We start from the raw sequence: 24,383 nt of genomic DNA, 5'->3' as shown, positions 1-24,383 counted from the left end.
ACCATTAGATTGCATTTTAGTTACAAATTTAGGGTTGTTGAAATGAAACACTTTCGGTATATTTATTCTTGTAGGTCGAGACAACTGGTAAACAGTGGGATTAACCTGCAAATTCATGAAAAACGATTTTTCTTCGAGAAATCGTTAAACATTGGAGTATCAGGTGTCGATAAGGAATATGGAATGACGATTACATACTGATTCGATAGAAAAGGAAAAATTAGGTTTCTAATATTACCTATTTTATCTAATTATCAATTTTCGTCAGGACGTAAGACTTCTTCCTTTATCTGACTTGGATTTGAAATACAATTGAAATTTTGTTGGTATAAATATCAACTCAATTACCATTGTATGGACGAGAAAAGGCTGGGTGAAGGAGATCCTGAAGTTTGTCTTTTGTCTTTTATTGGAGGTAAGTCGTCAAGTCAACTAGTAGTTTAATTAAGGGAGGATTTTTACACATGGGCACGAAGAAATCGAACAAATTATACGCTGCAGCAGCTGCTCTTGCAGTGACAGCTTCAGCAGTAGCACCAGGCCTTACGGCGGATGCTGCTACAAAAGTCACAGTTAAATCTGTTACAAACCCAGCTTCAATCTCACACTACGGTGGTTACACATTCGCAGTGAAAAAATTGTCACTTCCAAAAACGGTTAAAGTATTGCTTTCAAACAAGAAATACGAAAACCGTTCAGTCAAATGGGGCAAAGTCTCTTACGACAAAAAATACATCGGTAAATACCAAACAATCTCTGGTACTGTTTCAGGTACTACGAAAAAAGCTTCGATCAAAGTGAAGTTGAACAACTACCCAGTTGACGTTGTTGAGCCAAAGCTCGCTCCTGTCGCAGTTGGTGAGAAACTCAACCTTCCTTCAACAATCGACGTGAAATACAAAGACGGTAAAGTCATCGCTCGTTCTGCTAAATCGTTCAACCTCACGGCTGAAAAAACAGACAAAGCTGGCGAAATGAAGCTTTCTTACAACTACATGGGTAAAAACTCTTCAATCAAGGGTTCAATCGCTTATGAAGTCAAAGCTGCTGAAATCACAAACGTGATGGGCGAAGTAAAAGTTGATGATCTCTCAGTTTCTGCTGACGTGAAATTCCCAGCGAAAGATGCAAAAGCACAGCTTCTTATCTTCCCGGGCAAAGACGAAAGCAAAGCACTTCCTGCAATCGACGGTAAGCTCGAAAACGGTAAATTCACAGCTTCTGGTAAAAATATTCCAGTTGGAACACATTCGTTCGCGATTAAAATCGGAGATGTAGTTTCACCTGCTAAAGACTTCACAATCGAAGCTCCAATGGTTAAGGAAGTTAAGGCGATTAACGGTAAAGATCATGTTGTTGAATTTAACAAAGCCGTTGACAAAATCACTGCTGAAAACAAAGCTAACTATGAAATCTCTGTTAACAACGGAGCTGCACTCGCTACAACTGCTTACACTGTAGCTGTAGATGAAAAAGATCCTACTAAAGTTAAAATTACTCTTGCTGATACAGCTGCACTAAGCAATGGTGCATATGTTTCTGTCAAAGTGAAGAAAGCAATCCTTGACAAAAACTTAAAACCACTTGCTGATGACTTCACTAAGACTTTCACATTCATTGATAACTCAGCAGCTGAAATTGAAAAAGTTGAAGTTGACGGTAACGACTTAAAAGTTACATTCAACGACTACGTTTCTGAAGTTGGTTTAGTAAAAGTTAATGGTGTTGTAAAAGCAGCAGCTGCTGCGTCAGCATACTCTAAAGAACTCGTAATTTCTGGTGGGGCGACTGGCCTTGACAACGGAACTTACTCAGTTCAGATTGCAAACGTTAAAGACATTGCAAACATTAACGCAGCATCAGGTGCTGGAACGCCTAACCTTACAACATTCACTTCTGGAAACTTCACAATTTCTAACGTGACAGTAGCTCCAACTGTAAGCAAAGTTGAAAAAGTTGATGAAGACACATTCAAAATTACTTTCAACAAACCAGTTACACAACCTACTGTTGTAGCTAAGAAGAACGGACTTGATTTGACTGTTGCAGCTCCTGTTAGTGGTGCAGCCGGAAAAGAATGGACAGTTACTGTTTCTAACAATGGTGGGGTAGCACTTTACAACACTGGCGAAACTTCTGTTAACCTTGCATTGAACATCTCGGCTTTCAAAGCTGTTGCTGATAATGTTGTTGGTGACGCAGTGAACCAATCTGTAACGTTGTCTAAAGATACAACTGCTCCTGTAGTTGAGACACGTTTCAACGAGATTGTTGATGCAGATTCTTCAGCTACTGTAAATGAAGTATTTAACATCAAGTTTGATGAAGTGATCGGTAACCTTGATGCTTCTAAAATCATTCTTACTGACAAAGATGGTGTTCGTCGTACGGTATCAGATGCTAACATTGTAGCCGATTCTACTGGTGCTTTTACAATTCTTCAAGTTGAATCAACAGCAGTTCAAGCAGCAAGTGGGGCAATTCTCTCAGGGGCGTATACAATTGCACTTGGAGCAGGTACAGTTAAAGACTCAGCGTTGAACTCAAATGCTGCTACTTCAGTATCGTTCACAAAAGCTACTGGTACGACTACTGACTTTGCTGTAACAGCAACTGCTTCAGCAAACGTTATCACGCTTCCATTCGGAACACCGATGACAAACTCAGCTATCGATCTTTCTAACTACAAGTTAGATAACAAAGCTCTTCCTGCTGGAACAATCGCATACTTTGATGGTTCTAAGAACACAGTTAAAATCGAACTTCCTGCAGGTTCAGTAGCTCGTACACAAGCGGCTGTTCTTACAGTATCATCAAGCGTTGTTTCTGAAGCGGGTGCAAAACTTGACACAGCTTCACGTAACCAAGTAATTGCTACTGGATTAGTTGACAACGTAAAACCAACATTGGTTTCTGCTAAGAAACTTACTTCAACAACAGTCGAAGTAACATTCAGTGAAAACTTGGCGGCAGTTACTAATGCAGCTAACACGCAAGATGACTTCGTTGTTAAAATCAACGGTGTTAACTTCACAGTATCTGCTGTAGCCGATGGAACTCCAAACGACAATAAAGTGGTGTTGACAGTTGCTCCTTACAATGTTGATCAAACATTGACTGTTGCAATGGCTGATGCTACTATCAACATTGCTGACATTGCTAATAACACAGTAGAAGCTAAAACTGTGGTGACAGCTACAAAATAATATTTTACTAATCAGCGCCCTATCATATGATAGGGCGTTGTTTTTATTTTCAAATATATATTATTCCTTTGATACACCCTGACCATTGCGGCTCAGGGTGCTTTTTTTATGTCCAAAGGAGGAGAAAGAATGAAACCGAGTCAATCTGCAAAGCGTGTCGACATCGTCAGCATCAAACTCGTCAAAGAAGGGAGTGTCCGCTATAAAGGACGGACTACCTACAGAACGGATGACGGATATGCGCTTATGAAAGAGTTCTTGCATAGGTTCGACCGAGAGTATTTCCTCGTCGCTAGCCGCGACATAAAGAATCAACCTCTGCCATATCAGTAGCCCGAACGCGAGTCTCATCCATCCGAGAAAAACGTTGAAGATCGCAACCCTGTCTAACACGGTCGCCATGAATGGTCGGGCACAACCATCCAAGTGATAACACGGAACTATCACAAGAAGATATCGAGATGACGAAACGTCTGAAAGGAGCATATGTGCTTACGTGTTTTTACTTTTTACGCTATCGAGACGCACTGATCGAAGAACAATAGGTGGTCGCTATAATCAACAAGAAAGTCAATAGTCTGAAAGTGTACAATAGCTTACTCAGCGAAAAGAAGATTATCTAAGAATCGTATGTCGACTTGAAACTTGAAATGAAATTTTATTGTCAAACTTTAAAATAGCGACCAAATCGTTGCTCGATAGGAACGCCTGCAATCGCTTGCGATACAGCGTCAGCAAAAGGAATCAAGGCTTCTGCCCGATGTTGTTCGCGTTCTTCCTTATAAGCAATGATTTCAGGTCCAGTGTTAGCTTCAAAGAATCGAAAGGCATATGTTTCGTCTAATGCAAAATCAAGAGCGAGCTCCGGCAAGGTGAAGGGATACAAGGCATCTATCGCTTTCGCCAACAAAATACTTTGTTCAAGGAGTGCACGGTGCATGAAGGAACCTTCAGGATGTAACGATTGAAGAAACACGTCAGCTCGTTCCGTCTTATAGCCACTTAAATTCGTGATAAACCGTCCTTTTATTGCAAGATCCGCAATGGAAGCGAGCATCGTCCATTGACCAGAGGCGTCTCGAACTAAGTGTGTGCGCAGATGAAAAGTTTCGCCGCTTGCCGTGCGTGATGTTACGAATGGCTGGATAATGTAGTTGCTTTGTTCGATTAACGAGAGGATCGACGTTCGTAGTTGTTGATAGGTATACACATGACGCTGATCTTGAATAGTTACAGAATATCCTACCCCCGCTGCTTTTGTAATTTTATATATTCCTGTTCCTTTAGATGCATTCGTTGGTTTTAAGATGGTGACATTGTGTTTCTTCAACTGTGTTAGAAATTGATCGAATCCTGTTAATCGTTCGATTGGAATGAATAACGTTCCCCACGATCCCGCATCTTCTAGTTTTTGTTGAAGCACATACTTATCATCAATCAGGTGAAAGAAATGAGGAATGACTTGCTGAAGACGTAGATCCTCTTCGGGATGCGCGGATTGTGAAGGAACAACACAGTTTTCATTTAAGAGTAAAGACGGAAACGGAATCGATTGGCGACGTCACTTCCCATCATATACTTCTGCTTGAATGACTTGAGCATCAAAATCAACATCTTCGATCGTGCAACTGGCCACCTGTTGTCCTAAATGCTGAGCATATTCGATGTAATGATGTAATCGTTCTTTTGGTAGAATCATGCGAGGTGATTTTACATTGTTGAATAAAACAATCATGCGATTCAACTCCCTTAAAATATTTCATGTTATTACCATTATTGTATGTCATGTCAAAGTAGAATGGTTAGAGAAATTGAGTTGAAAATGATTACGTACTTGTCTCCATTCGCTTAATACGTACGTTTTTAATGCATTCCAATTAACAAATAAAAGGAAATCGCTTTATCGACAAAATCATTTTAAGTGATTGTAAATATTTTCTTTTGTTTTAAAAAATGGAATTTTATTATCCTTGAATACGTTAAACTATGAATGAAAGTTAGACGAAAAAGGATGATAGGCATGAGAAAAATAATGATGGCTTTACTTGGGGGAATCATATCTTTTGGAGGAGCATTACCTGTCGCAGCAGAAGTCAGCCTACCGTTAACCGGATCGTTCGGGTTATCGGGACAGTTTCAAATCGTCAAAGGACAAGAACGTGTTTGGGAGTGGTCTTCCTATCAACAACTGAGTCTGATTGACCTTCAAAGTGGAGAACGCATTCAGTCGCTCTCTGGTAGGGAATCATCGATTGAAGGATTCGATGTCTCGGACGATCAAACACGACATGTCGTGATAAAACAGGGAGTGCTTCATGTCTACAATGCTTTTGGAACAAAGGTTCAAGAAGTGTCAGAGATTGTCGACAAGGAAGACAAGATTACCAAGTTCGTTGACGTCCAGTTCATTCCGAATACGCATACGGTCGTGTTACTAGCGAAGAATGGTGGGTACTGTCAACTTCTTTCGTATGATTTAGATACGGAGCAACTCCTTAGTAGTCGTGGAACGAGCCCGTACGGTCAATTGTTAACCGCACGCGATCATGTTGCTGTCGTCTATTCGTCTGCTGTATATCTCTACACCGCTGACTTGACGTATATAGGCGTCATCCATGCGAGAGAAGAAGATGGTATCGAGGCATTTGACATGAATGACGAGGGACTTCTCGTCATCGGAGAACAGGGAGTACCACAGCCCGACGTCTACGATTTGAATCATGGTCTTAAAAAGACACAGGCGAGTCAGCAGTTTGTGGTGGGAAGTGACGTTTCCTACAGTGACATTGCGATTGATGAATCAGGAACCTTCATTGCGGTCACCTCGTCCGGAAGTGATCGCCCCTTCTCGTTATTTGAACGAGAGACGGGACGGCGTATTTATACTTCTCTCGACCACAATCAAGATTTTTCCTATCAATCAGGTGTTGAACTCAGTAACAAAGCACGTTCCATCATTGTCGAAGGATCTAACCAGACGAACATCTACAGTGGAAAAGCATTATCGAAACGACCGATCGCAATTCAGATACCGAAAGCCCGTCAACGCATAGATCGAGGGGCTTCAGAAACGTTAGCACTTGAAGTCACGCGAGCTGACGGAAAGACTTCTCTCGTCAAAGTAGGTGTCAACTGGGAGACAGATCATCCAGAAGCAGCCTTCATTCAATCAGGGAAACTGTACGGTGAAGCAGAAGGAGACTATACGTTAACCGCGACCTATGAGGGGTTCACGGCGACTGTCACTGGTGTGGTCGCACCGCCGAAGCTGTCGTCGCTAAAAGATATACCGTGGTTAGAGCGTCACCGCCAATCACTGCTCGATTACCAATCGTTTGAAGGCTTACCGGTCCTGTCCTCGTCCTATGCGAAACTTAAAGGAACGAAGGGGAAAATGTTCCTTTCGAAAGAGAAGGTGAATATGAACGGGAAATGGAAAGGAAGTGTCCTTGCTTCACGATATCCACGTCCCATAGAACATCAGCCGAATCAGATTGAGTTGCTGACGATGCTCCCAGCGCTTGAACAGCGCTCGATTTCGAAAAAGGAGATTCAGTCCGTCTTTGGTAAACCAGTGACCTCAACAACGTACGCTCCTTCCATTTCGCATCAGTTTTCAAAGTCTAATAAGACATTCGCGAAATACACCATCAAACGTGTCGATCGCTATCGCTTGAACGATCTCTCCGTAGAAACCTATTTTGATAAAAAGGATACGGTACGATTCATCACAGTGAGTAAGCAATCCTTTGAAAAAGGAAAGCGAACGACTTTACCATAAGATTTTTGGATTTTCGAATTCAATACATGAAGCAGGTGGCGTGTGTATACGTCACCTGCTATTTTATTTCTAAAAAGAAGTATTCATTTTTTGAATTGAAGGACGGGAATCTTGTAGAAGAATATCCGATTGTCGCGAGCCCTTCTAACTCACGAAATGTATCAGTGTCGGTGATTATACAGATTACAAAGTTGAGGCAGCATCATACTACTGGACGAAGAGTGACGCAAAGCGATTTCCAGGATTCTATCTTGAAAAAAGCAATATGTAAAAATTACGATGCCGGGGTTTTTACTTTTTTCTATGTCCGATTCAAAATCTTATGGATTTCATGTGTCCACCACACCTTATGGTGATGAACCAAATATTATCTTTTATTTTAAAAAATGGAATTTTATCATTCTTTGATTACGGTAAACTATGGATGGAACGTTAAACAGGAAGAGGATGATGAAATTATGAAGAAAACGATGATAGCTTTACTTGGCGGTATTGCAATTTTGGGTGGGACATCTCCTGTCTCAGCAGAGGTCGATACCCCTATGACGACTTCGTTTGAGTTATACGGACAGTTTAACATCATCAAAGGACAAGAACTCGTATGGGGATGGTCTTCTTATCAAAAACCGGAGCTGATTGATCTTTCTAATGGCGAACGTATTCAGTCGCTCCCTAATGTTGACTCGTCGATGGACGGATTTGATGCGTCCGATGATCAAAGTCTACGTGTTGCAGTATCAGAAGGAATCATTCATGTCTATGACGCCTTTGGATCGAAAATCAAAGAAATACCGACGATTCTCAACAAGGAAGAAGAAATTTCTGACTTCATTGAGGTTCAGTTCATTCCGGATACGCATACGGTCATTTTATTAGCCGAAAATAGCGGAGATGGTAAGATGCTATCGTTTGACCTAGATTCGGAGCAACTCTTAAACATCCGTGGAACAAGTCAATTCGGTCAAATTTTGACGGCACGCGATCATGTAGCCATCATTTCCTCGTCGGATGCTAATGTCTATACATCCAATCTCTCCTATAAAGGCGTCATTCATGGAAGAGAAGAGGAAAGTATCGAAGCGTTTGATATGAATGATGATGGATTACTTATCATAGGAGAAAATAACACACCACAGCTTGATGTCTACGATTTGAATCGAGGGTTCAGAAAGATTCAAACGAGTGGACAGTTTGTGACAGGGAAGAACATTTCTTACAATGATCTCTCAATCGATGAGTCGGGCAAATTCATTGCGGTGACTTCTTATGGAAACGACCGAGCGTTCTCGTTATTTGAACGGGAGACGGGGCGGCGTATTCATACGTCCCTCGACTATGATCAAAATCTTGCATACCAATCAAGAGTTGAACTTAGTAACGAAGCGCGCTCAATCGTCGTCGAAGGTTACAGCAGCACGAATGTCTATAGTGGGAAAGAGCTATACAAACGACCAGTCGCTGTCCAAATACCAGCAGCTCATAAAAGTGTGGACAGTGGTTCTTCTGAAACGTTAGCACTTGAAGTCACACGAGCGGATGGAAAAACGGTTCTCGTCAAATCTGGTGTCAGCTGGGCGACGGACAATCCAACGAAAGCCTATATCAAATCGGGAAAGCTGTATGGCAAAACACAAGGATCATACACCTTAAAAGCGACGTATGAAGGCTTTACGACGACAGTAACCGGTAAAGTCATGCCGCCGCCAAAGTTATCTTCGCTAAAAGATGTTCCGTGGTTGGAACGTCACCGACAGTCGCTCCTCGATAAACAGTCGTTCGAGGGACTACCGGTCCTCGCATCATCGTACTCGAAACTAAAAGGAACGAAAGGGAGCATGTTCATTCCGGAAACGGATGCGAACACGAATGGAAAATGGAAAGGGAGCGTTCTCGCTTCACGGTATGTGCGCTACGGAGAGAGTCAGCCCAACCGAATTGAGTTGCTGACGATGCTTCCGGCACTTGAAAAACGCTCGATTTCCAAAGCGGAGATTAAATCTGCCTTTGGCAAACCTGAGACATCCGAGACGTATTCTTCTTCCGTACCACGTCATTTTTCAAAGTCCAATAAGACGTTCGCAAAGTATTCGGTCAAAAGTTACTATGAGTATCAATTAAAAAATCTATCCGTGGAAGTATTCTTTGATAAACAAGATAACGTGAAGTTTATCACTGTAAGTAAGCGATAATATAAAGCGGTTCATCGGAAGGTCTCATCATGGGATCTTCCGTTTGTCTGATAACTGATATAGCACGTAAAACGCGTTGCCTTTATACGTGTGTGCTCAGTACGAATAGCTGAGTAAGGAAAATAAGGCTAAAGAAATTACATTGATGAAGGAGAACGATCATATGCTTTACGTCATCATCGGAATCATCATTCTAGCGATTATCTTAAGACTGACAGGACCAGTGGGATGCGGCTGTTTCGTATTTCTTATAGTCGGCGGCTTCATCCTTTGGCGAATCGGCTTGTTGGGATTCGTCATCCGCATGATTAGTGGGTTCTTACGTTGGTTGATCAGAAAAATCGTCTATTACTATTATAAGTTTTTTGGAGAAGAAAGCAGTGCGATTGATTGGACACGTGAATTGATTTTAGCGAGTGTTTAAAGAGCCGCACGATTTCGATCGTATGTAAGATGAACATTGCAGATGTTATATACAGACGAATTTTTCATCACAAATACATATTTTCTAAATTACTAATCTGAATTAAATATAAGCAGAAATAGCAAACGACCTGAGTTACTTTTGTACAAAGAACTTAGGTCGTTTGTTATTTTTCATAATCATACTGTATAGAAACAAATTAATTTTTATACTTTGTCTTATTTTGAGTGAGCATACGAAACTCGTATAAGAAAACGGAGAAAATCACGACAATCAGAATCGCAGCAAAGCTAGTTCCTTTCGGTAAATCGAGTGTGAAGATGACGATGGATGCGAAGAGGACGATCAATGAAGAAATCAGATAGTCTTTTTTTCGATTCGACATACGTTCACTCCTTAAAGGTCTGGTATATTTGATGCGTTTACAATATTTAGTATAACATATCAAAAGATTTAGCGTTTTGGCGATGAACTATGAACACGAAGGGAACTAAAGATACTATAAAAAACTGCCTGGACGCATGTCGAGACAGTTTTTTCATAGTATCTGACATTGGGAGGTGAATCAACGGAAGGGTAATAAGAAGACAAGGATACTAAAGATAATCACAGCCAAAGAAGGTAGGTAACGTGTTAAACGATTCATGAATAATAGCTCCTTTTAATTAGAAAATTGAGGAATTAAATTTGGTTTAAAACCAAATAATGTAACCTTCTTTAGTTTAAAGGAAAAAATCTTTAATTATAGGCTTCGATTAACTTTTTATGGAAACGTGTTTTTGAGTAATTTGTTTTTGATATGCTTTTTAAACAACTTGTAGATGATAGGTGACGTATGTAATCGCATATCGAGAAAGAAAAGTGTAAAAAGGAAGCACGACGTATCGATGTCGCACTTCCTTTCTACTACTCCAATTTACTTATATTTTTTTCGAATCGCTTTACTGAAACCATCTGCATCACGATTCCCGACGACGTAGAAGTCAACGCTCGCATCTTTCTTGTACAATTTCTTATTGATCGACATTTTATACGAAACGTTGCTGCGTGGCTTCGCCTTACCGAGCAATTTCCATGATTTACTCGACTTATGGTAGACGTAAGCTTCTACACGAACATCCTTGTTCGACACAGACCCGGTTACAGTCCGAGTCGTACGTGTCAGTGTTTTAGTATCGACAGTTGCTGCTTTTGGAATAAACGTACGAACTGTGAGGTCAATTGGAGCGAAGTCGTATGAAATCGGATCTTGTGGCTCTTCCGTTGTATCGCCATCATCCTCTCCTGGCTCGTCCCCTTCATCATCACCATCACCGGGTTCGTCGCCATCATCTCCTCCATTGTTATCACCGTAAGAAGTGGCGCGCGTTAAGTAATACTCATCCTAGCCATCGCCCATTCCATCGTCATCGCCCGTGTAATCATCAACGCTTACGACTTCAAGGAAGTAGTTCGGTGTGACCTCGGCAGAGCTATCTTCGTCCTCTTAATCATAGTCATACTCTTCGGAATCAGATTGATGGTAGTCGTAAAAATCCTCGCCAATCAATCCCTCTTCGGGTAACTCGATTGAATAGTTCCCATTCGTATCCGCTTTTGCATGGGCGATTTCTTGTAGATCTTCTTCCTCTGTGTCGTCCGATTGTAAGACAACGATTGATCCGGCAGGTGCCTTTCCTTTCTAGACTTCCGTCCGTGTGTTGATGTTTTTCGTTTCTACCGTGAATTCGTCCGTCGCTGCTTCAACAGGCGAGAGATAGATCACGCTACTGAGACCGAGCGTCACGAGTGTTGTCCATGTCATACTTTTTTTCATCGCAAAACGCCTTCTTTTTCTGTAGTATAGCAAGGAAGTTAATGGATATATTTCAGTTTTAAATGATAAAGAAATGAGGTTTTTAAAAACATCAATGTGGAGAGAGTACATAAAAAAACTCCCTCTGTACCGGCACGCATACAGAGGGAGAAGAGAGGCTTATTTTTTAGCTGGAATCTTAACGAGGAATGGTACTGGCTTTGGAACATCATCGAATGTTGCGAATAAAACGACAAGACGTTCGTACTTGTCTGGCGTTACGACAGCTTGATTTCCTTGAATCGTCACGATGTCTGGATGAGAAGATGTCCAATTAGTGATTGGTTTTGCACCAATACCAAGGAGGCCACCATAGCTTTGAGGAAGTGACGCTGACTTGCCTATCGAGAGTGAATCGACGATCGGATTGACGATGCCTCCGAGGACATTCAGTAAGCTTGAAAGTAAGGATGTCTGAGTATCTTGCATAGCGAGCGACAAGATACTTGAAGTATTACCAGTCGTCGCAGAAAGCGTGAAAGGCGTAATTTGTGATCGATTTTTTACGATTCCGAGACTCGTTAAAAGACTTTCATTGCTTGATTTCCACGTAAGTGGTATGCCGTTCAACGTCGTCGGTAACTTTAAGTCAAGGTATACATTCAATGTCGGACTAACAGCTGCGATGCGAGCGAGATCTTCTTTAAGGATGAGGCTGAGATTCCCGGCAAGCGTTCCATCGAATGTCTTGCTCTTTAGTATGCCGTCTTTCGTGATCCATGCCGTCAAAGAGAACGCCTGTGACGAAACGGTCGGAATGATAGTACCGGTATTACTGATGATGTTCGTATTACTCGATTTCCACGTGATTGGTAATCCATTGATTTGAGTCGGCAAACTGATGGAAGACGTCAAATCTGTTAGTGAATTGAGGGAGAGATCTTGTAACGCCTTATCTACTAATTTTGTTGGACTCAAGGGAACTTTGATGCCTGTAATCGTTCGATTTTTAGTAATGCCGTCTTTCGTCGCAGTTATTGTGATATCGACGACTTCGTCAACGATACCTTGAGTGACGACTCCGCCACTTGCTACAACGGAAGGCTTGTCGGATTTAATCGAAACAGTGATTCCAGTTGGTGCTTGAAGAACCAGATTATTCGTTAAAATGTTTGGAATGCTCAGGCTATCAAGATAAGACTGGACAATGTCAGCAGGAGATGGATTTTTCATCGGAACCGTTAGCTGATTAAAGGTTTTGCTCTCCGTAGCAGTTCCTTTCTCAGCAGTCACTGTTAACGATAAAGTAGTGTTGGTTGCAGCTGGATCGATGGATCCGTCACTTAAAAGAACCGCAGGATTACTGGACAACAAAGTCACTTTAATTCCTTCAGCATTCGCCTCATCAATCAATTTAAGCTTTTCAGTTATTAAAGAAGGAACCGACAGTTGATTGAGGTACTGCTTCAAGAATTCTGAATCAGTCAATCCGCGTTTCGGTACTGAAATGTCTCCAAATTGTTTCGAGAGCGATATTCCATTTTTCGAGGCGATGACCGTAACATCAGTCTCTTGATCAATAATATCCGGTGTCAGGATTCCGGTACTAGACAACAGCGAAGTAGCGGAGGACTCGATGCTAACGGTTATACCTGCAGGTGGGTTCAATGAAAGATTATTTACGAGTGATGTCGGTAGGGAAAGGCTATTTATATAATTCGTCAGTTCTTCTAAGACTGTCAGAGACCGTGCGGGTACTGAAAGATTTGAAAACATCCTCGTCTTTGAAACACCGTTTAGCATAGCCGTCACACTGACCGTAACGGTTTGAGCAGTGTCTGCAGGTTTAATCACGCCTGACGTTGCGACAACATTAGGCTGAGAAGAGGTCAAATAAGCAGTCATTCCTTCAGGTGCAAGAGGCAGCTGAATGTTTTGATTCAGCGGACTAGAAATCTCGACTTGATTTAAATAAGTGTCAATCAAAGCATCTGGTAATACATCTTGTTTCGGAATTGTGATCAGCGGAAACTCTTTCTTACGAATGACCCCGTCTTTTGAGGCTGTCACTGTCACGGAGACAATCTGATCCGTCAGACCACGTGTAACGCTTCCTGTATTCGAAAGGACAGCTGTGTTCGTTGAAAAGAGAGATGTTTCGATTCCCGGTGTCATCGGGGTCGGCAAGTAATAATCAGCCGTCAAAGGTGACGGGATTTCGACCGTTTTCAAGTAATCATCAAGCAGGTCAGCTGTCGCATTCTCTTTCTTTGGAATCGTCAAGTTCGAAAAAGTACGCAACTTAGTGACTCCATCTTTCGTCGCGATGACTGTAAGTGACACGATTTTATCCATTTGACCACGGATGATCTGACCTGTATTTGACAAGATAGAGGTATTGGTTGAAGAAAGAGTCGTTTGAATTCCCTCTACTGTTGGAAGACTTACATCACGCGTCAATATACTTGGAATGTTGAGCTTATTCAAGTAGTCTGTCAATAATTCATTGATTGCTGTATCTCGTTTTGGGACTTGATAGTTCCAAAAACTGCGTGTTCGTGTCACGCCATTTTTTGTCGCAGAGACAAGGAAAGAGAGGGAGTGGTCGGTCAGATCGCGTGTCACTTTCCCGGTCGATGAGAGGACATCCGGAAGTGAAGACGTCAGAGAAAGTGTCGTTCCCGTAGCGGCAGGTAAGACTAAATCTCTTGTTAAAGGATTCGGGAATGTCAGGCGACTCAAGTAGTCGTCTAAGAACAATTCCGTCGCATTATCGACTTTAGGAACAGTGATATTCGAGTAGAGACGTGATTTTTCGAGACTGCCTTTTGACGCTTTCAGTGTAAGCGTGACGAGTTGGTCCGCCAGGTCACGGCGTACTTTACCGTCCGGTGTGACGACTTTTTCGTTTGAAGACAACAATTGAAACGAGATGCCCTCTGTTTGTGGTAACTGAATATCCTTCGTCAACGGACTTGCCAGTTTGAATTTGTCGAGTGTGAAATCGATCAGTTCCTCGTCCGTCAGATCACGTTTTGGAACCGTGATGCCCGAGAAGGAGCGTATTTCTTCAAGACCATTCAATTTCCCAACGATCGTAAACGCGACGTCCCGTTCTTGATCCGTTCGAGTGACTTGTCCGGTAGGCGATAAATTACTATCGGTGGAACGAATACTAAATGTGGCACCTTCTACTTGTGGCAGCTGGATATTTTGAAGGAGTGGACTTGGAATCGTGATGCCGGCGAGTACTGCCTTCAAGATTTTGCGTGAGTCGTCTGGTGTTGGAGGGGTGACGACGTTTCGAATCGTTACGGTCGAAGACGCTGCATTTTGCGACCCACTTAAAATCGAGACATCATAGCGACCGACTGGTAATACGCTCGTTTCAATTCGGAAGTATCCTTGTCGATCACGCTTTAACGGATACATGGATACACGGTCTTTGTCGTCGATCAGATACAGATGATGTGTCATACCCTTTGCTGGATAGAGGATACGACCGGTGACAAGTAATCGGCGACCACTTTCAAACGGCGTATATTTTACGTTTTCATGCTTGACGTCTGAGACGCGTAATGTATTTTTTCCGGCAATCAAGACGTTGCGTCCAACCGCTGTATACTTCACGCTTTTCTTCCCGAAGGACGCAGTCGTCGTACGTGTCCATTTGAGTGGATACGAATAGCGCTGTCCACCAGCGAAAATCGTCGATAATCGTTCTGGAAGTTTAGTCGATTGATTTTTACCGACCGTCTTGACGACAGGAGGGAGAATCGATTTCGGATAATTTTTAATCGTAACGTACCAATAGGCACTCTTAGAGGTTCCCGCAACATTCCCTTTAATTTTTTGTTTTCGATCAATCATTTTTTTATCGAAGCGAACACTAGTCCACTTTACGGATCGTTTTACTTTTTTACCGTTCGCAAGTTTGACACGGACGGTCTTCGGTGGAGAAAGGGGTTTGACCGCAAACACGTCACCGCCATAATGCACGGTCGATGTAGGACGGTATACTTTTTTAACGCTACTTGATTTAGCGGCAGTAACGGATTGGAACGAGGCGGGGAAGGAAAGTAACAGACAGAGAAGAACGATGAGACTCTTTCGCATGACCAAACCTCCCTAGAAAGTATAGTGTCCAGGCAAATGAATGGCTCTCAGGTGTTGAAATTCCCATGTTGTATGTAGATAAAAGAAAGTAGAAAAATATGCGATGAACCTGATAGGAAATCTAGGTTCATCGCATATGAAATTCAGAAAAACAGATTTGAAAATTAACGTTTAGGAATTTTGACAATAACCGGAACGGGTTTGTCGAGACCCTCATAGTCTGCGTAGAGCACGATGAGATGGTCAAAATCGTCACGTTTTACAGTTAAGTTATAACCTTGAATCGTCACGAGATCTGGGTGTGAACTACTCCAATTCGTAATATCACGTGCTCCAATACCAAGAAGACCACCGTAACTTTTCGGAAGTGTTGCTGTTCCTTGACCGCTAGCTAAAGTGTTGACGACAGGGTTTAATACATTCCCAAGTAAATCAACGACGCCACTTAACAAACCACCAGAAGGGCGTTGGATAGCGAGATTCAACGTTTCTGACGTCCCTCCAGATGTCGCTGTCAGTGTAAATGGCGTTGAACTAGAGTCGTTCAAGATGACGCCTGTACTACTTAATAGCGATGGTGCACTTGAAGTCCAAGTAACCGCTGAGCCATTCAGTGAAGTCGGAAGGTTGAGGTTGTAGCCAACGTTCAGCGTACCGACGCTCGATTTGATTTTGGCGATATCGTTTTTAAACGATAGTCCAAGATTCGCTGCGACTGTTCCTGCGAACGTTTTCGTTTTCGTGATACCACCTTTTGTGACGCTTGCTTTGAGTGTGAAGTTTTGTAAGTTCAATGCCCCTTTTACGACTCCGTCACTCGAGATGACTTCCGGATTATTTGAAGTCCATTGAACCGCAATGCCTTTTGAACTACTTGGTAAATTGACGTTACCTGTTAAATTCAACAGGTTCAGATTGATTGCATTCAGCGCAGCATCTAGTTCTGCTGAAAGACTGATTGGCACAAGAATATTCGTAAACGTTCGTGATTTCGTAATGCCGTCTTTAGAGACGTTAACTGTCACAGAAATCGTCTTATCGACATCTGGTGGAGTCAGAATACCTGTGCTCGATAAAATATTTGGGTCTGACGCACTGATTGATAAGTTTACACCAGCTGGTGGAGTGAGCGACAAGTTCGTAGTCAACGGACTACTAATTGTCAAACCAGACAAGTAAAGATCAAGTAATTCATCTGTCGTTGCATCTTGTTTTGGAACCGTCAAGTTCCAGAAGTCACGTGATTTTGTGATACCGTCTTTTGTGACCGAGACGACGATCGAGACCGTTTGATCCGTCATGCCGCGTGTGACGACACCTGTGTTTGAGATGACGTTAGGTTTAGTCGATGTGATGGATACTGTAGCACCTGGAAGCGCTGGAAGGACGATGTTTTTCGTCACTGGACTCTTGATATCGAGTTTATCAAGATAATCCTGCAACAGGCTATCTGTCGCATTGTCGACTTTCGGGACGAGGATGTTCGGGAAGCTCTTCGTTTTCGTCAGGCTGCCTTTCGTCGCACGTAGCGTCAAATCGACTTGTTTATCTTCTAGTCCACGTTTGACGATTCCGTTGCTTGAGACGACGGCTTCATTCGACGAAATCAGCGAGAACGAGATTCCTTCAGCTGTTGGCAATGTGATATTCGTTTTTAGCGGATTAGCGATTGTGAAGTTCTCAAGCGTGAAGTCAATCAACTCTTCATCCGACAAGTCTTTTCGTGGAACGAGGATGTTCGAGAACGATTTACTTTCTGTCACGCCACCGAACGTCGCTTTAATCTTCAGATTGACCGTTTGATCGGTCGCACCGCGCATGACTTTTCCGCTACTTGAGACGACTGGGTTGTCTGAATCGACCGTAAACGAGACACCATCGACTTCTGGGAATTCAATGTCACTCAAGAGGGGATTCGAGACGTTAATGACGAGAAGTAATTTTTGGAGCAATTCTCGTTTTTGTTCATCTGTTGGTTCTGTGATCGGTTTTTTGATCGTAATCGTGACGGATTTCGTCTTTTTTGAACCCGACAGGATATAGACCGTGTAGTCTCCTGGAGCGAGTTCCTGACTTGTCACGTAGTAGTGTCCTTTTTTGTCGAGCTTGAGATACATCTTCGTGCTCTCACCTGTCTTTTTATCCGTAATGACGAGGTAGCTCTTCATACCTTTTGCTTCATAGAGAATTTTGCCGGTTGCCCGGATTTTTTTCCCGTACGAGACGAGATAGTACTTCTGCATCGACTGAACGACATCGGATACTTTCAGCTTGGCAGCCCCGTAGATTTCGAGGTTGCGTCCGACTGTCGAATACGTCAGATTTTTCGTACCGAATGAAGCTGTTGAGACCTTACTCCATTTGAGCGGATACGAGTAGCGTTGTCCACCCTCGAAAATCGTTGAAAGACGTGTCGGCAAGTTCGCTGGTTGATTCTTTCCGACGGTCATGACATTCGGAGCAAGTACCTTCGCTGGATAGTTTTTGACTTTGACATACCAGTACGCATTTTTTGATGTACCGTAGACATCCCCCTTGATCTTCTGTTTCTTTCCGATGTACTTCTTATCAAAGCTGACCTTACTCCATTTGACGGAACGATACGCGTACTTCCCATTCGTGAGCTTGACCTTGACGGATTTTGGATACGTCAATTTCTTCTTGGCATACTTCACGCCACCGTAATGGACAAGATACTTCGGTGAGTAGACGGTCTTGACGCTACTCGAAGAAGCGGCAGAAGCACCCAATGGGGTCAACCCATAGGACAGAATGAGAAGAAGACTCAGAACAATTGCCAACCCTTTTTTCATCAATACAACCTCCTCTAAATCAATAGACTAAAGTGTGCATGGATGAACGTGCATCTCAGGTGTATAAAGTAAAATTACCCTTTTATTATGGAAAATATGTAATATTTTTAACATAATTATATTAAATGGTATTTATTAGGCATCTAATATAGGTCAATTGACCTGAATCATTGGTATAGGTTAGTTTATAACATGTAATTAATATTCAACAATTTAAGGAACATATACTCATAAAGTTTCAACGAATAGTAATTTTGGTCTAATTTTCAAATATATGACATACTTGTTTCTTTTATTTTCAAAAAGTACTAAATTCGGTCGTCCAGTGTATAAATTGAGTATTATTTCGAAATGAAGGTCATGAAAAAACGATAAAAATTGAATAAAAATGTAAAAATAAAAACTAAAAAGGAAAAATAGATAGAAAAAACCATTAAATCCATTATAATGAGATGAGGTATGAATGATGCATTCATGGAATGAACAAAAGAAAGAGGATGATCGAATGAAACGCATGACAACAACGGTACTTGCAGCAATGATCGCAGGCGCGACAGGATGTGCTGGAAGTGCATCGGCTGCTACTAAAGAGGAAACGAAGTACACGACGCAGTACACGAACTTAAAGACCGGTATGACGATGACGGAAGTAGCAAAAGTCTTATACGGTAAAGATTACAAAAAACAACTGGTGAAGAAGAGTGGCAGTACGGTCTTGAAGAAACAAGCCGAGTCGACGGAAATCTCGTACGGTCAAAAAACGAAGTTCTACTACTTCACGAATGGCAAGAACGGAGATAGCGATACGTCACTCATCTTCAAGACGAAAAAGAACAGTTCTGTCTATCGGTTGACTGGAAAATCGTTTGATATCTATCGTGAAAATACAAAATCTGCCGCACGTGAAAGTACACGTAAGCTGGCAAAGGGTGCAAAGGTTAAAGAAGGAATGACTGCGAAGCAACTCGATGCGATTCTTTCTGGGACAGGTCTTGGGGAATGGACTGGACTCGAGGCGACAGATTGGTCGTCGATTCAATCGAAAGCGGAACTCGCTGCGATCGGTGCAGAGAAGTCATCTTATAAGACGTATGTTTTCCCGACTTCGACGGGTGGACGGAAGATGGTCCTCATGAGTTACGACTATAAGAAAAAAACGTATCGCGTCGCAGATCATATGTCACTATGAATACATACAGGAGTCCATCTAGCAAAAGATGGACTCCTGTTGTCTAAGCAGGTCAGAAACTGATGCAATTGAGCAGATGAAACTACTTGGCTGAAGGAGGAATTCCCATGCAACACGACGAGTACTTGCACGAATATCTCATCTCACACCCGACGTTCGCAAAACCGACGATCAAAGCCTACCGTAGTGACGTCCGGCATATGGAACGTGCCGGTGTCTCGTGGTCGATCGCGTCGCTCCAGCATTACTTCGATCAGATGCGTCTGAATTATCAGCCGTCGACGATCCTGCGGCGGTTCCATGCCTTGCGCTCACTCGGGAATGTGCTTGTCCGAGCCGGGAGGTTGCAACGGAATCCACTGCATGACGTGTCACCGATCACGCATCAACGTTTTCCCGACGAGACCTACTATGATTTACAAGAAGGACTGTCGATCGTCCGGAGCATCAAAGATCCGGTGTACCGTTTGTTTTTCGAAGTGATTTGCCAAACCGGTCTCCGCTTCACCGAAGCACGCCTGTTATCCGTTACAGATATCGATTTCAAGACGCATACGCTATTCGTCCGCTACGGTAAGGGACGCCGCCTGCGGACGATTCCGATCGGGATGATGCTGTCGCACCGTCTCCTGCATTTCCTCGGTGAACGCAAAGAGGGCATCCTGTTTCAGTCCGTGACCGGACGCCATCTGCATGAACAGACGGCACGTCTCGTTCTCCGTGACGCAGCCTTGCGCTTGATCGGTGCACCGCTCCGCCCGCATGCGCTCCGGATCGCATATGCGACCTATCTGCATCATGAAGGAGGCTGTACGATCGTTGAGATTCAGCGCTTACTCGGTCATGCGCATCCGACGACGACCGTCGGCTATATCCGGAGTCGTACGAATCGAATCCGAGAGATCCTCAATACGTTGTCGGCTTGAGTCGGTTGACCGAGGCACGATCGATATCGCTAGAAGGAAGGATATAGTGTTGGGTCGTCCGGACGTCCCGGTGACCGAGTAGACGCATGATCGTCAATACGTCTGTCTCATGTTCGTGGTAGAGCGTGGTCGCAAAGGTCACCCGAAGATCATGCGGGCGGAGAATCCGACCGAGCTGGGTTAGACTCGCTTCGCGTAACGTCGACCGAATCCGTTCCGTCGGGAAGCGACGACCCGTCTCCGTTGAAAACAATTCCTGCGAAGGGACGGATATCGTCTCAAGATAACGCAATAAGACGCGATGCAATTCGTCATGTAACGGCAGGTGACGCATGCGTCCTCCTTTTCCGTGACGAATGAATAGTTGCTTGGTGTCCCAATCGATATCCGTCAAACGTAAAGCATGTGCCTCGGCGAAACGAAGTCCCGTATGGAGCAGTAAAAAGCAGAACGCGTAGATGGTCTCGTCCGTAATCCGTTCGAGGACGGATCGGACCTCATCATACGAAAAATGTGGACGGCGTTTGGCGACCGGAGGAGATCGCTTGATTTGAACAAGTGGATTATGCGTTAACGAGCGTTCAGTAACGAGTTGGTCGAACAGTGTCGACAGGGCGTGGAGACGACGGGCGACAGTCGTCGAAGCATACGACGTTCGCAGTAAGGTGCCGTACCGTTGCATCGAAGGAACATCGATTCGGGTCACGTTGCGACACAGATGACGGACGTCGCTGCGGTAAGCTTTTTTCGTCAATGGACTGTAGGGTCCTTGTTTGATCAACGTTAATAATCGTTCTTCATAGAACGCCATCATCCGAGTAAATACTCGACTTTCTTGCGGAGTTCGGATTTCAAGGACCGGAGTCGGGCGTGCGAATATCCGAGCGTCTCTTCGGTCCCGTTCATCAAGGACTCGAGAAACGTGAACTCCGTCGCCGATAAGTCTCGCTTGAGTTCATTCATCAGGTAGGTGAACGACAGGTGCGGGGTACGCGGGCGTTCCGGTAACGCGTCGGAGACGACTTCGGTCGCAAGCGTCCGGTTACGGGTCGCCAGGTAATCGAGCATCGCGCCTTTCGCGCGAATCCGAACGAAGGTGACGGTCAACGTCTTCCCGTCCTCGATCGATTTCCAGAGTCGGAGCAAGGCAGCTTGCCGGCATTCATCTTGTTCATTTGGGTGGATTGACAGGCGAGAGAGAAGAGAGTTAATCAGGGGGAGCCAGTTGCGAAGAAGTTCATTCATCGGAGGGAGTCCTTTGACGAGATATGCATATCTGCTATGTATTCCGCGGTAGTTTCAGTATAAGTAGAGTTATCCTCGGCTTTCAACGTCACTTTTTTGAATCGTGCCAACGGTTTTCTCATCTTTTACGATGCGTTCACCCTTAAATACAGAAAAAATCCTCTTCTTTAATCGAGAAAAACCGCATGAAATCAGACGGCTGTATCGGATAACTCTACTTATCCTCGAACGTGTTCGGAAAAAGTTTTATTTTTGGGAAAAGAAGGGAAATGTTGAGAATTTCATTATACTTATGAATAAGACGCTAATAAAAAAGGAGAAACCACATATGAAAAAATTGATCGTCGGTCTTGCTGCGACCGTATTGTATTCTGCAACGTCGATCCATTCGTCGGCAGAAGTCAAAATCCCGTTCGTCACGTCACTCACTCCGTCATCCGCTTTTCAAGTCGTACCGGATGAGTCGCGTGTCTGGCGCTGGGGGACGTATGAAGCACCACGACTCTTCGATTTCGAGCAAGCGCGTGACTTACAGGTACTGTCAACTGAAGAGGGAGCACCGATACAAGACTTCACGGTATCGGACGATCAACAACGATTCGTCTTTGTGAAGGATCAAGTGCTTGAGGTACGTGATGCGACAGGGAACGTACTACACGTCATCGATCAGATCAAGACACCTGCAGGAACGCTCCAGTCGTTCACTCGTGCTCGCTTCTTCCCAGACTCACATCTCCTTGCTGTGAGTGCGAAACAAGAGGGGGGCGAGCAGACGGCCGTTTACGATTTAGATACAGCAATCGTCCGTTCTGTCCAGGAGACGACAGGGGCAAAAGCGATTCGGACGTCGACTGCTTATTTAGCGATCATCCGCGCGACAAGCGTTGATGTCTACGAGAAAGACGGAACGCTCGCAAAACGTCTCACGCATCCATCCGGCTACGCCGCCTATGAGATGGGACGCGAGGGCACACTCGTACTCGCGAAGGCGAATGACCGCCGTCTGTATGTCTATGATGGAGCGCATCAATTCAAGGAAAGCACCTCCTCGCAGTTCATTACGGGGATGACCGGAACGTATAAAGATATCGCGGTCGATGAGAGTGGGAAGTTCATCGGTGCCTTGTATACGGGACGGGACGGTTACTTCTCCTTGTTCGAGAAAAACGGTCACCGGATCGAAACGTCACTGGATCGGGATGATTCCGTCAGTTACTCGTCGGTGCTCGGCATGACGAAAGGCGCCCGCTACCTCATCGCGAATGCCGATGGTGGTGAGCGGACGAACATGTACGATGGTCGCCTGTTAGTCGAGCGACCGGTTGCGCTTTCGATTCCGTCTTCCTTCAAAGAAGTGAAGGTCGGATCACCCGAGCCGCTTCTTCTCAATGTCACGCAAGTGGACGGCAAGAAAAAACAAGTCGCGGCAAAAGTGAAGTGGGTCTCGGATCAACCAACGATCGCGAGCGTCTCGTCCGGAAAACTATACGGGAAAAAAGCGGGAGCCTACACGTTACGAGCATCCTACGGAGGCTACACTGCGACACTCAAAGGAAAAGTCATCCCGTTACCGAAGCTCTCGACTGTCTCCGACAGCAGTTGGTTGAAACGTCAAAAGCAGGCGATGCAAGAGAAGCAAGGGTTTGAAGGGTCACCACGCGTCGGAGCTAGTTATGTCTCGTGGACAGGTACGTCCGGTAGCCTCGTTCAAACAGGAGAAAAGGTTCTCAACGGAAAGTGGAAAGGTCGTCATTTTGTAGCCCGTTATCCGCGCTTCGGCAGTCAAATCGATCGGATTGATCTCGTCACGCTCGCACCATCGCTTGAGAAACGGACGCTGACGAAAGCAGAAGTCAGTGCCGTGTTCGGGAAACCAACGTTCAAGGAAACGTATGCGACGTCCTACTCGCAACGCGTCGTCGAAGGCAAAACGACGCGCGCGACGTACGCGATCCGAAGCGTCTACGAATATAGGATCGGACAAGTGACGTGCCAGTTCGCCTTTGACGCGAAAGGAACGGCACGGTTGATTCATGTGAATTAAACAGATGGATGGATTTGGAAAAATGAAGGAGTTGTGTTAGGGTAACGGTAATCCACGACAAAGGAGGAACATCGAATGAAATGGATGAAAGGATGTATGGCACTACTACTAGTGCTTGTATTACTTGTTCCAATGACGGTTGATGCGAAAACGATGTCGAATGCCGCGTACTTGAAGAAACAATTCGCAGCAGCAGAAAAAGGAACCTTGCTTGATGCAAAGGCGAAGCTGTATGATCGTTTCACGATTAAAGGAAAGGACGCCAGCTATGGGGTCGATCAGACCGATTGTTGTGTCTTCGGGAAGTTGAAAGGAACGTATCTGTATTCCGATTTTCGGTTTAGTACGAAGTACCCGGAGCATGTCGGAGTCTTGATGACGTTACCGCAGCTCAACGACCGTAAAATCAAGCTGAGTGAGGTCAAACAGGCGCTCGGGAAACCGAGTCAACACGAAACGCTACAAAAGGATGAAGTCCCAGCAAAGATGAGCTTTCAAATTAAAAAAGAAGAATATCTCCGATTCGAACAAAAGGGTACGTACTATTACAATGTAAGTAAAAAAGCCTTACTTTGGTTTGACTACGATACTAAAGGCTATGTCCGCGCATTTGGTGTTTCAGCGACGGATCGATGAAGGAAAATACACAATATAG

General features: G+C 44.0%; 19 protein-coding genes. 10 read left to right on the top strand and 9 right to left on the bottom strand.

Translation table 11 applies throughout. From position 1 onward, the window contains the following. Positions 1-464 precede the first annotated feature (464 nt). From N179_RS13110 to N179_RS17290, 3 genes are all read left to right on the top strand, one after another. A complete protein-coding gene (locus N179_RS13110; RefSeq protein ID WP_075643014.1) occupies positions 465-3,206 on the top strand; it encodes an Ig-like domain-containing protein in 2,742 nt (913 codons plus the stop codon). A 129-nt stretch (positions 3,207-3,335) separates the two neighbouring features. Continuing rightward, positions 3,336-3,539 carry a hypothetical protein gene (locus tag N179_RS17170; protein ID WP_244150241.1) on the top strand — a complete coding sequence of 68 codons (204 nt, stop codon included), beginning with the start codon at positions 3,336-3,338 and terminating at the stop codon, positions 3,537-3,539. A gap of 71 nt (positions 3,540-3,610) precedes the next feature. Further along, positions 3,611-3,751: a JAB domain-containing protein gene (locus tag N179_RS17290; protein WP_083639949.1), complete on the top strand. Its 141-nt coding sequence runs from the start codon at positions 3,611-3,613 to the stop codon at positions 3,749-3,751. Between the two features lie 119 nt (positions 3,752-3,870). On the opposite strand, the gene N179_RS13100 is transcribed toward N179_RS17290, so the two are convergent. Further along, positions 3,871-4,665 (bottom strand): YheC/YheD family protein, encoded by a 795-nt coding sequence (locus tag N179_RS13100; protein WP_479723699.1) that lies wholly within the window; start codon positions 4,663-4,665, stop codon positions 3,871-3,873. A gap of 102 nt (positions 4,666-4,767) precedes the next feature. Beyond that, complete coding sequence (locus tag N179_RS16965) at positions 4,768-4,941, bottom strand: hypothetical protein (protein ID WP_158024766.1); 174 nt, start codon at positions 4,939-4,941, stop codon at positions 4,768-4,770. Positions 4,942-5,226: 285 nt separating this feature from the next. On the opposite strand from N179_RS16965, the gene N179_RS13095 reads away from it, so the two are divergent. The 3 genes from N179_RS13095 to N179_RS13085 all read left to right on the top strand — a co-directional run bounded on the left by N179_RS13095 (position 5,227) and on the right by N179_RS13085 (position 9,600). Next, positions 5,227-6,987 (top strand): hypothetical protein, encoded by a 1,761-nt coding sequence (locus tag N179_RS13095; protein WP_158024765.1) that lies wholly within the window; start codon positions 5,227-5,229, stop codon positions 6,985-6,987. Between the two features lie 458 nt (positions 6,988-7,445). Beyond that, the gene (locus N179_RS13090; RefSeq protein ID WP_075643011.1) at positions 7,446-9,176 is read left to right on the top strand and encodes a hypothetical protein; all 1,731 of its coding nucleotides are present in this window, start codon (positions 7,446-7,448) and stop codon (positions 9,174-9,176) included. A gap of 163 nt (positions 9,177-9,339) precedes the next feature. Next, positions 9,340-9,600 carry a hypothetical protein gene (locus N179_RS13085; protein ID WP_075643010.1) on the top strand — a complete coding sequence of 87 codons (261 nt, stop codon included), beginning with the start codon at positions 9,340-9,342 and terminating at the stop codon, positions 9,598-9,600. Between the two features lie 199 nt (positions 9,601-9,799). Here the strand turns inward: N179_RS13085 and N179_RS13080 are convergent, their stop codons facing one another. The 5 genes from N179_RS13080 to N179_RS13065 all read right to left on the bottom strand — a co-directional run bounded on the left by N179_RS13080 (position 9,800) and on the right by N179_RS13065 (position 18,324). Then, positions 9,800-9,985 carry a hypothetical protein gene (locus N179_RS13080; RefSeq protein WP_055969229.1) on the bottom strand — a complete coding sequence of 62 codons (186 nt, stop codon included), beginning with the start codon at positions 9,983-9,985 and terminating at the stop codon, positions 9,800-9,802. Positions 9,986-10,516: 531 nt separating this feature from the next. Next, positions 10,517-10,732 (bottom strand): hypothetical protein, encoded by a 216-nt coding sequence (locus N179_RS13075; protein WP_075643009.1) that lies wholly within the window; start codon positions 10,730-10,732, stop codon positions 10,517-10,519. A gap of 549 nt (positions 10,733-11,281) precedes the next feature. Further along, positions 11,282-11,416 (bottom strand): hypothetical protein, encoded by a 135-nt coding sequence (locus tag N179_RS17250; RefSeq protein ID WP_276327339.1) that lies wholly within the window; start codon positions 11,414-11,416, stop codon positions 11,282-11,284. A gap of 159 nt (positions 11,417-11,575) precedes the next feature. Continuing rightward, entirely contained in the window at positions 11,576-15,511 is a 3,936-nt protein-coding gene (locus N179_RS13070; RefSeq protein ID WP_075643008.1) for an immunoglobulin-like domain-containing protein, read from the bottom strand. A 164-nt stretch (positions 15,512-15,675) separates the two neighbouring features. Beyond that, on the bottom strand, positions 15,676-18,324 hold the full coding sequence (locus tag N179_RS13065; RefSeq protein ID WP_075643007.1) for an immunoglobulin-like domain-containing protein: 2,649 nt from the start codon (positions 18,322-18,324) through the stop codon (positions 15,676-15,678). 505 nt (positions 18,325-18,829) lie between these two features. Here N179_RS13065 and N179_RS13060 point away from each other — a divergent pair. Together N179_RS13060 and N179_RS13055 are read left to right on the top strand one after the other, a co-directional pair. Then, a complete protein-coding gene (locus tag N179_RS13060) occupies positions 18,830-19,513 on the top strand; it encodes a hypothetical protein (RefSeq protein ID WP_244150240.1) in 684 nt (227 codons plus the stop codon). Positions 19,514-19,620: 107 nt separating this feature from the next. Next, the gene (locus N179_RS13055; protein ID WP_075643006.1) at positions 19,621-20,439 is read left to right on the top strand and encodes a tyrosine-type recombinase/integrase; all 819 of its coding nucleotides are present in this window, start codon (positions 19,621-19,623) and stop codon (positions 20,437-20,439) included. On the opposite strand, the gene N179_RS13050 is transcribed toward N179_RS13055, so the two are convergent. Beyond that, on the bottom strand, positions 20,420-21,253 hold the full coding sequence (locus tag N179_RS13050) for a tyrosine-type recombinase/integrase (RefSeq protein WP_075643005.1): 834 nt from the start codon (positions 21,251-21,253) through the stop codon (positions 20,420-20,422). The two genes, N179_RS13055 and N179_RS13050, sit on opposite strands and share 20 nt — an antisense overlap. Beyond that, positions 21,250-21,684, bottom strand: coding sequence for a sigma factor (locus N179_RS13045; RefSeq protein ID WP_023469451.1), 435 nt, complete (start codon positions 21,682-21,684; stop codon positions 21,250-21,252). The genes N179_RS13050 and N179_RS13045 overlap by 4 nt, the downstream gene beginning before the upstream one ends. 328 nt (positions 21,685-22,012) lie before the next feature. Between N179_RS13045 and N179_RS13040 the strand changes: the two genes are divergently transcribed. Then, positions 22,013-23,728 carry a hypothetical protein gene (locus tag N179_RS13040; protein WP_075643004.1) on the top strand — a complete coding sequence of 572 codons (1,716 nt, stop codon included), beginning with the start codon at positions 22,013-22,015 and terminating at the stop codon, positions 23,726-23,728. Positions 23,729-23,803: 75 nt separating this feature from the next. Next, positions 23,804-24,364 carry a hypothetical protein gene (locus tag N179_RS13035; RefSeq protein ID WP_023469449.1) on the top strand — a complete coding sequence of 187 codons (561 nt, stop codon included), beginning with the start codon at positions 23,804-23,806 and terminating at the stop codon, positions 24,362-24,364. Positions 24,365-24,383 lie beyond the last annotated feature (19 nt).

The organism is Exiguobacterium indicum HHS 31 (assembly GCF_001939065.1).
Classification (GTDB): Bacteria; Bacillota; Bacilli; order Exiguobacteriales; family Exiguobacteriaceae; genus Exiguobacterium_A; species Exiguobacterium_A indicum.
Note: the sequence above shows the minus strand (reverse complement) of the source record. Positions and strands in the feature narration are given on the sequence as shown.

What these genes read in the sequence shown, in the direction of transcription:
- N179_RS13110 (WP_075643014.1), top strand. Translation starts at nt 465, where the DNA reads ATGGGCACGAAGAAATCGAACAAATTATACGCTGCAGCAGCTGCTCTT.
- N179_RS17170 (WP_244150241.1), top strand. Translation starts at nt 3,336, where the DNA reads ATGAAACCGAGTCAATCTGCAAAGCGTGTCGACATCGTCAGCATCAAA.
- N179_RS17290 (WP_083639949.1), top strand. Translation starts at nt 3,611, where the DNA reads ATGGTCGGGCACAACCATCCAAGTGATAACACGGAACTATCACAAGAA.
- N179_RS16965 (WP_158024766.1), bottom strand. Translation starts at nt 4,941, where the DNA reads ATGATTGTTTTATTCAACAATGTAAAATCACCTCGCATGATTCTACCA.
- N179_RS13095 (WP_158024765.1), top strand. Translation starts at nt 5,227, where the DNA reads ATGAGAAAAATAATGATGGCTTTACTTGGGGGAATCATATCTTTTGGA.
- N179_RS13090 (WP_075643011.1), top strand. Translation starts at nt 7,446, where the DNA reads ATGAAGAAAACGATGATAGCTTTACTTGGCGGTATTGCAATTTTGGGT.
- N179_RS13085 (WP_075643010.1), top strand. Translation starts at nt 9,340, where the DNA reads ATGCTTTACGTCATCATCGGAATCATCATTCTAGCGATTATCTTAAGA.
- N179_RS13080 (WP_055969229.1), bottom strand. Translation starts at nt 9,985, where the DNA reads ATGTCGAATCGAAAAAAAGACTATCTGATTTCTTCATTGATCGTCCTC.
- N179_RS17250 (WP_276327339.1), bottom strand. Translation starts at nt 11,416, where the DNA reads ATGAAAAAAAGTATGACATGGACAACACTCGTGACGCTCGGTCTCAGT.
- N179_RS13070 (WP_075643008.1), bottom strand. Translation starts at nt 15,511, where the DNA reads ATGCGAAAGAGTCTCATCGTTCTTCTCTGTCTGTTACTTTCCTTCCCC.
- N179_RS13065 (WP_075643007.1), bottom strand. Translation starts at nt 18,324, where the DNA reads ATGAAAAAAGGGTTGGCAATTGTTCTGAGTCTTCTTCTCATTCTGTCC.
- N179_RS13060 (WP_244150240.1), top strand. Translation starts at nt 18,830, where the DNA reads ATGAAACGCATGACAACAACGGTACTTGCAGCAATGATCGCAGGCGCG.
- N179_RS13055 (WP_075643006.1), top strand. Translation starts at nt 19,621, where the DNA reads ATGCAACACGACGAGTACTTGCACGAATATCTCATCTCACACCCGACG.
- N179_RS13050 (WP_075643005.1), bottom strand. Translation starts at nt 21,253, where the DNA reads ATGATGGCGTTCTATGAAGAACGATTATTAACGTTGATCAAACAAGGA.
- N179_RS13045 (WP_023469451.1), bottom strand. Translation starts at nt 21,684, where the DNA reads ATGAATGAACTTCTTCGCAACTGGCTCCCCCTGATTAACTCTCTTCTC.
- N179_RS13040 (WP_075643004.1), top strand. Translation starts at nt 22,013, where the DNA reads ATGAAAAAATTGATCGTCGGTCTTGCTGCGACCGTATTGTATTCTGCA.
- N179_RS13035 (WP_023469449.1), top strand. Translation starts at nt 23,804, where the DNA reads ATGAAATGGATGAAAGGATGTATGGCACTACTACTAGTGCTTGTATTA.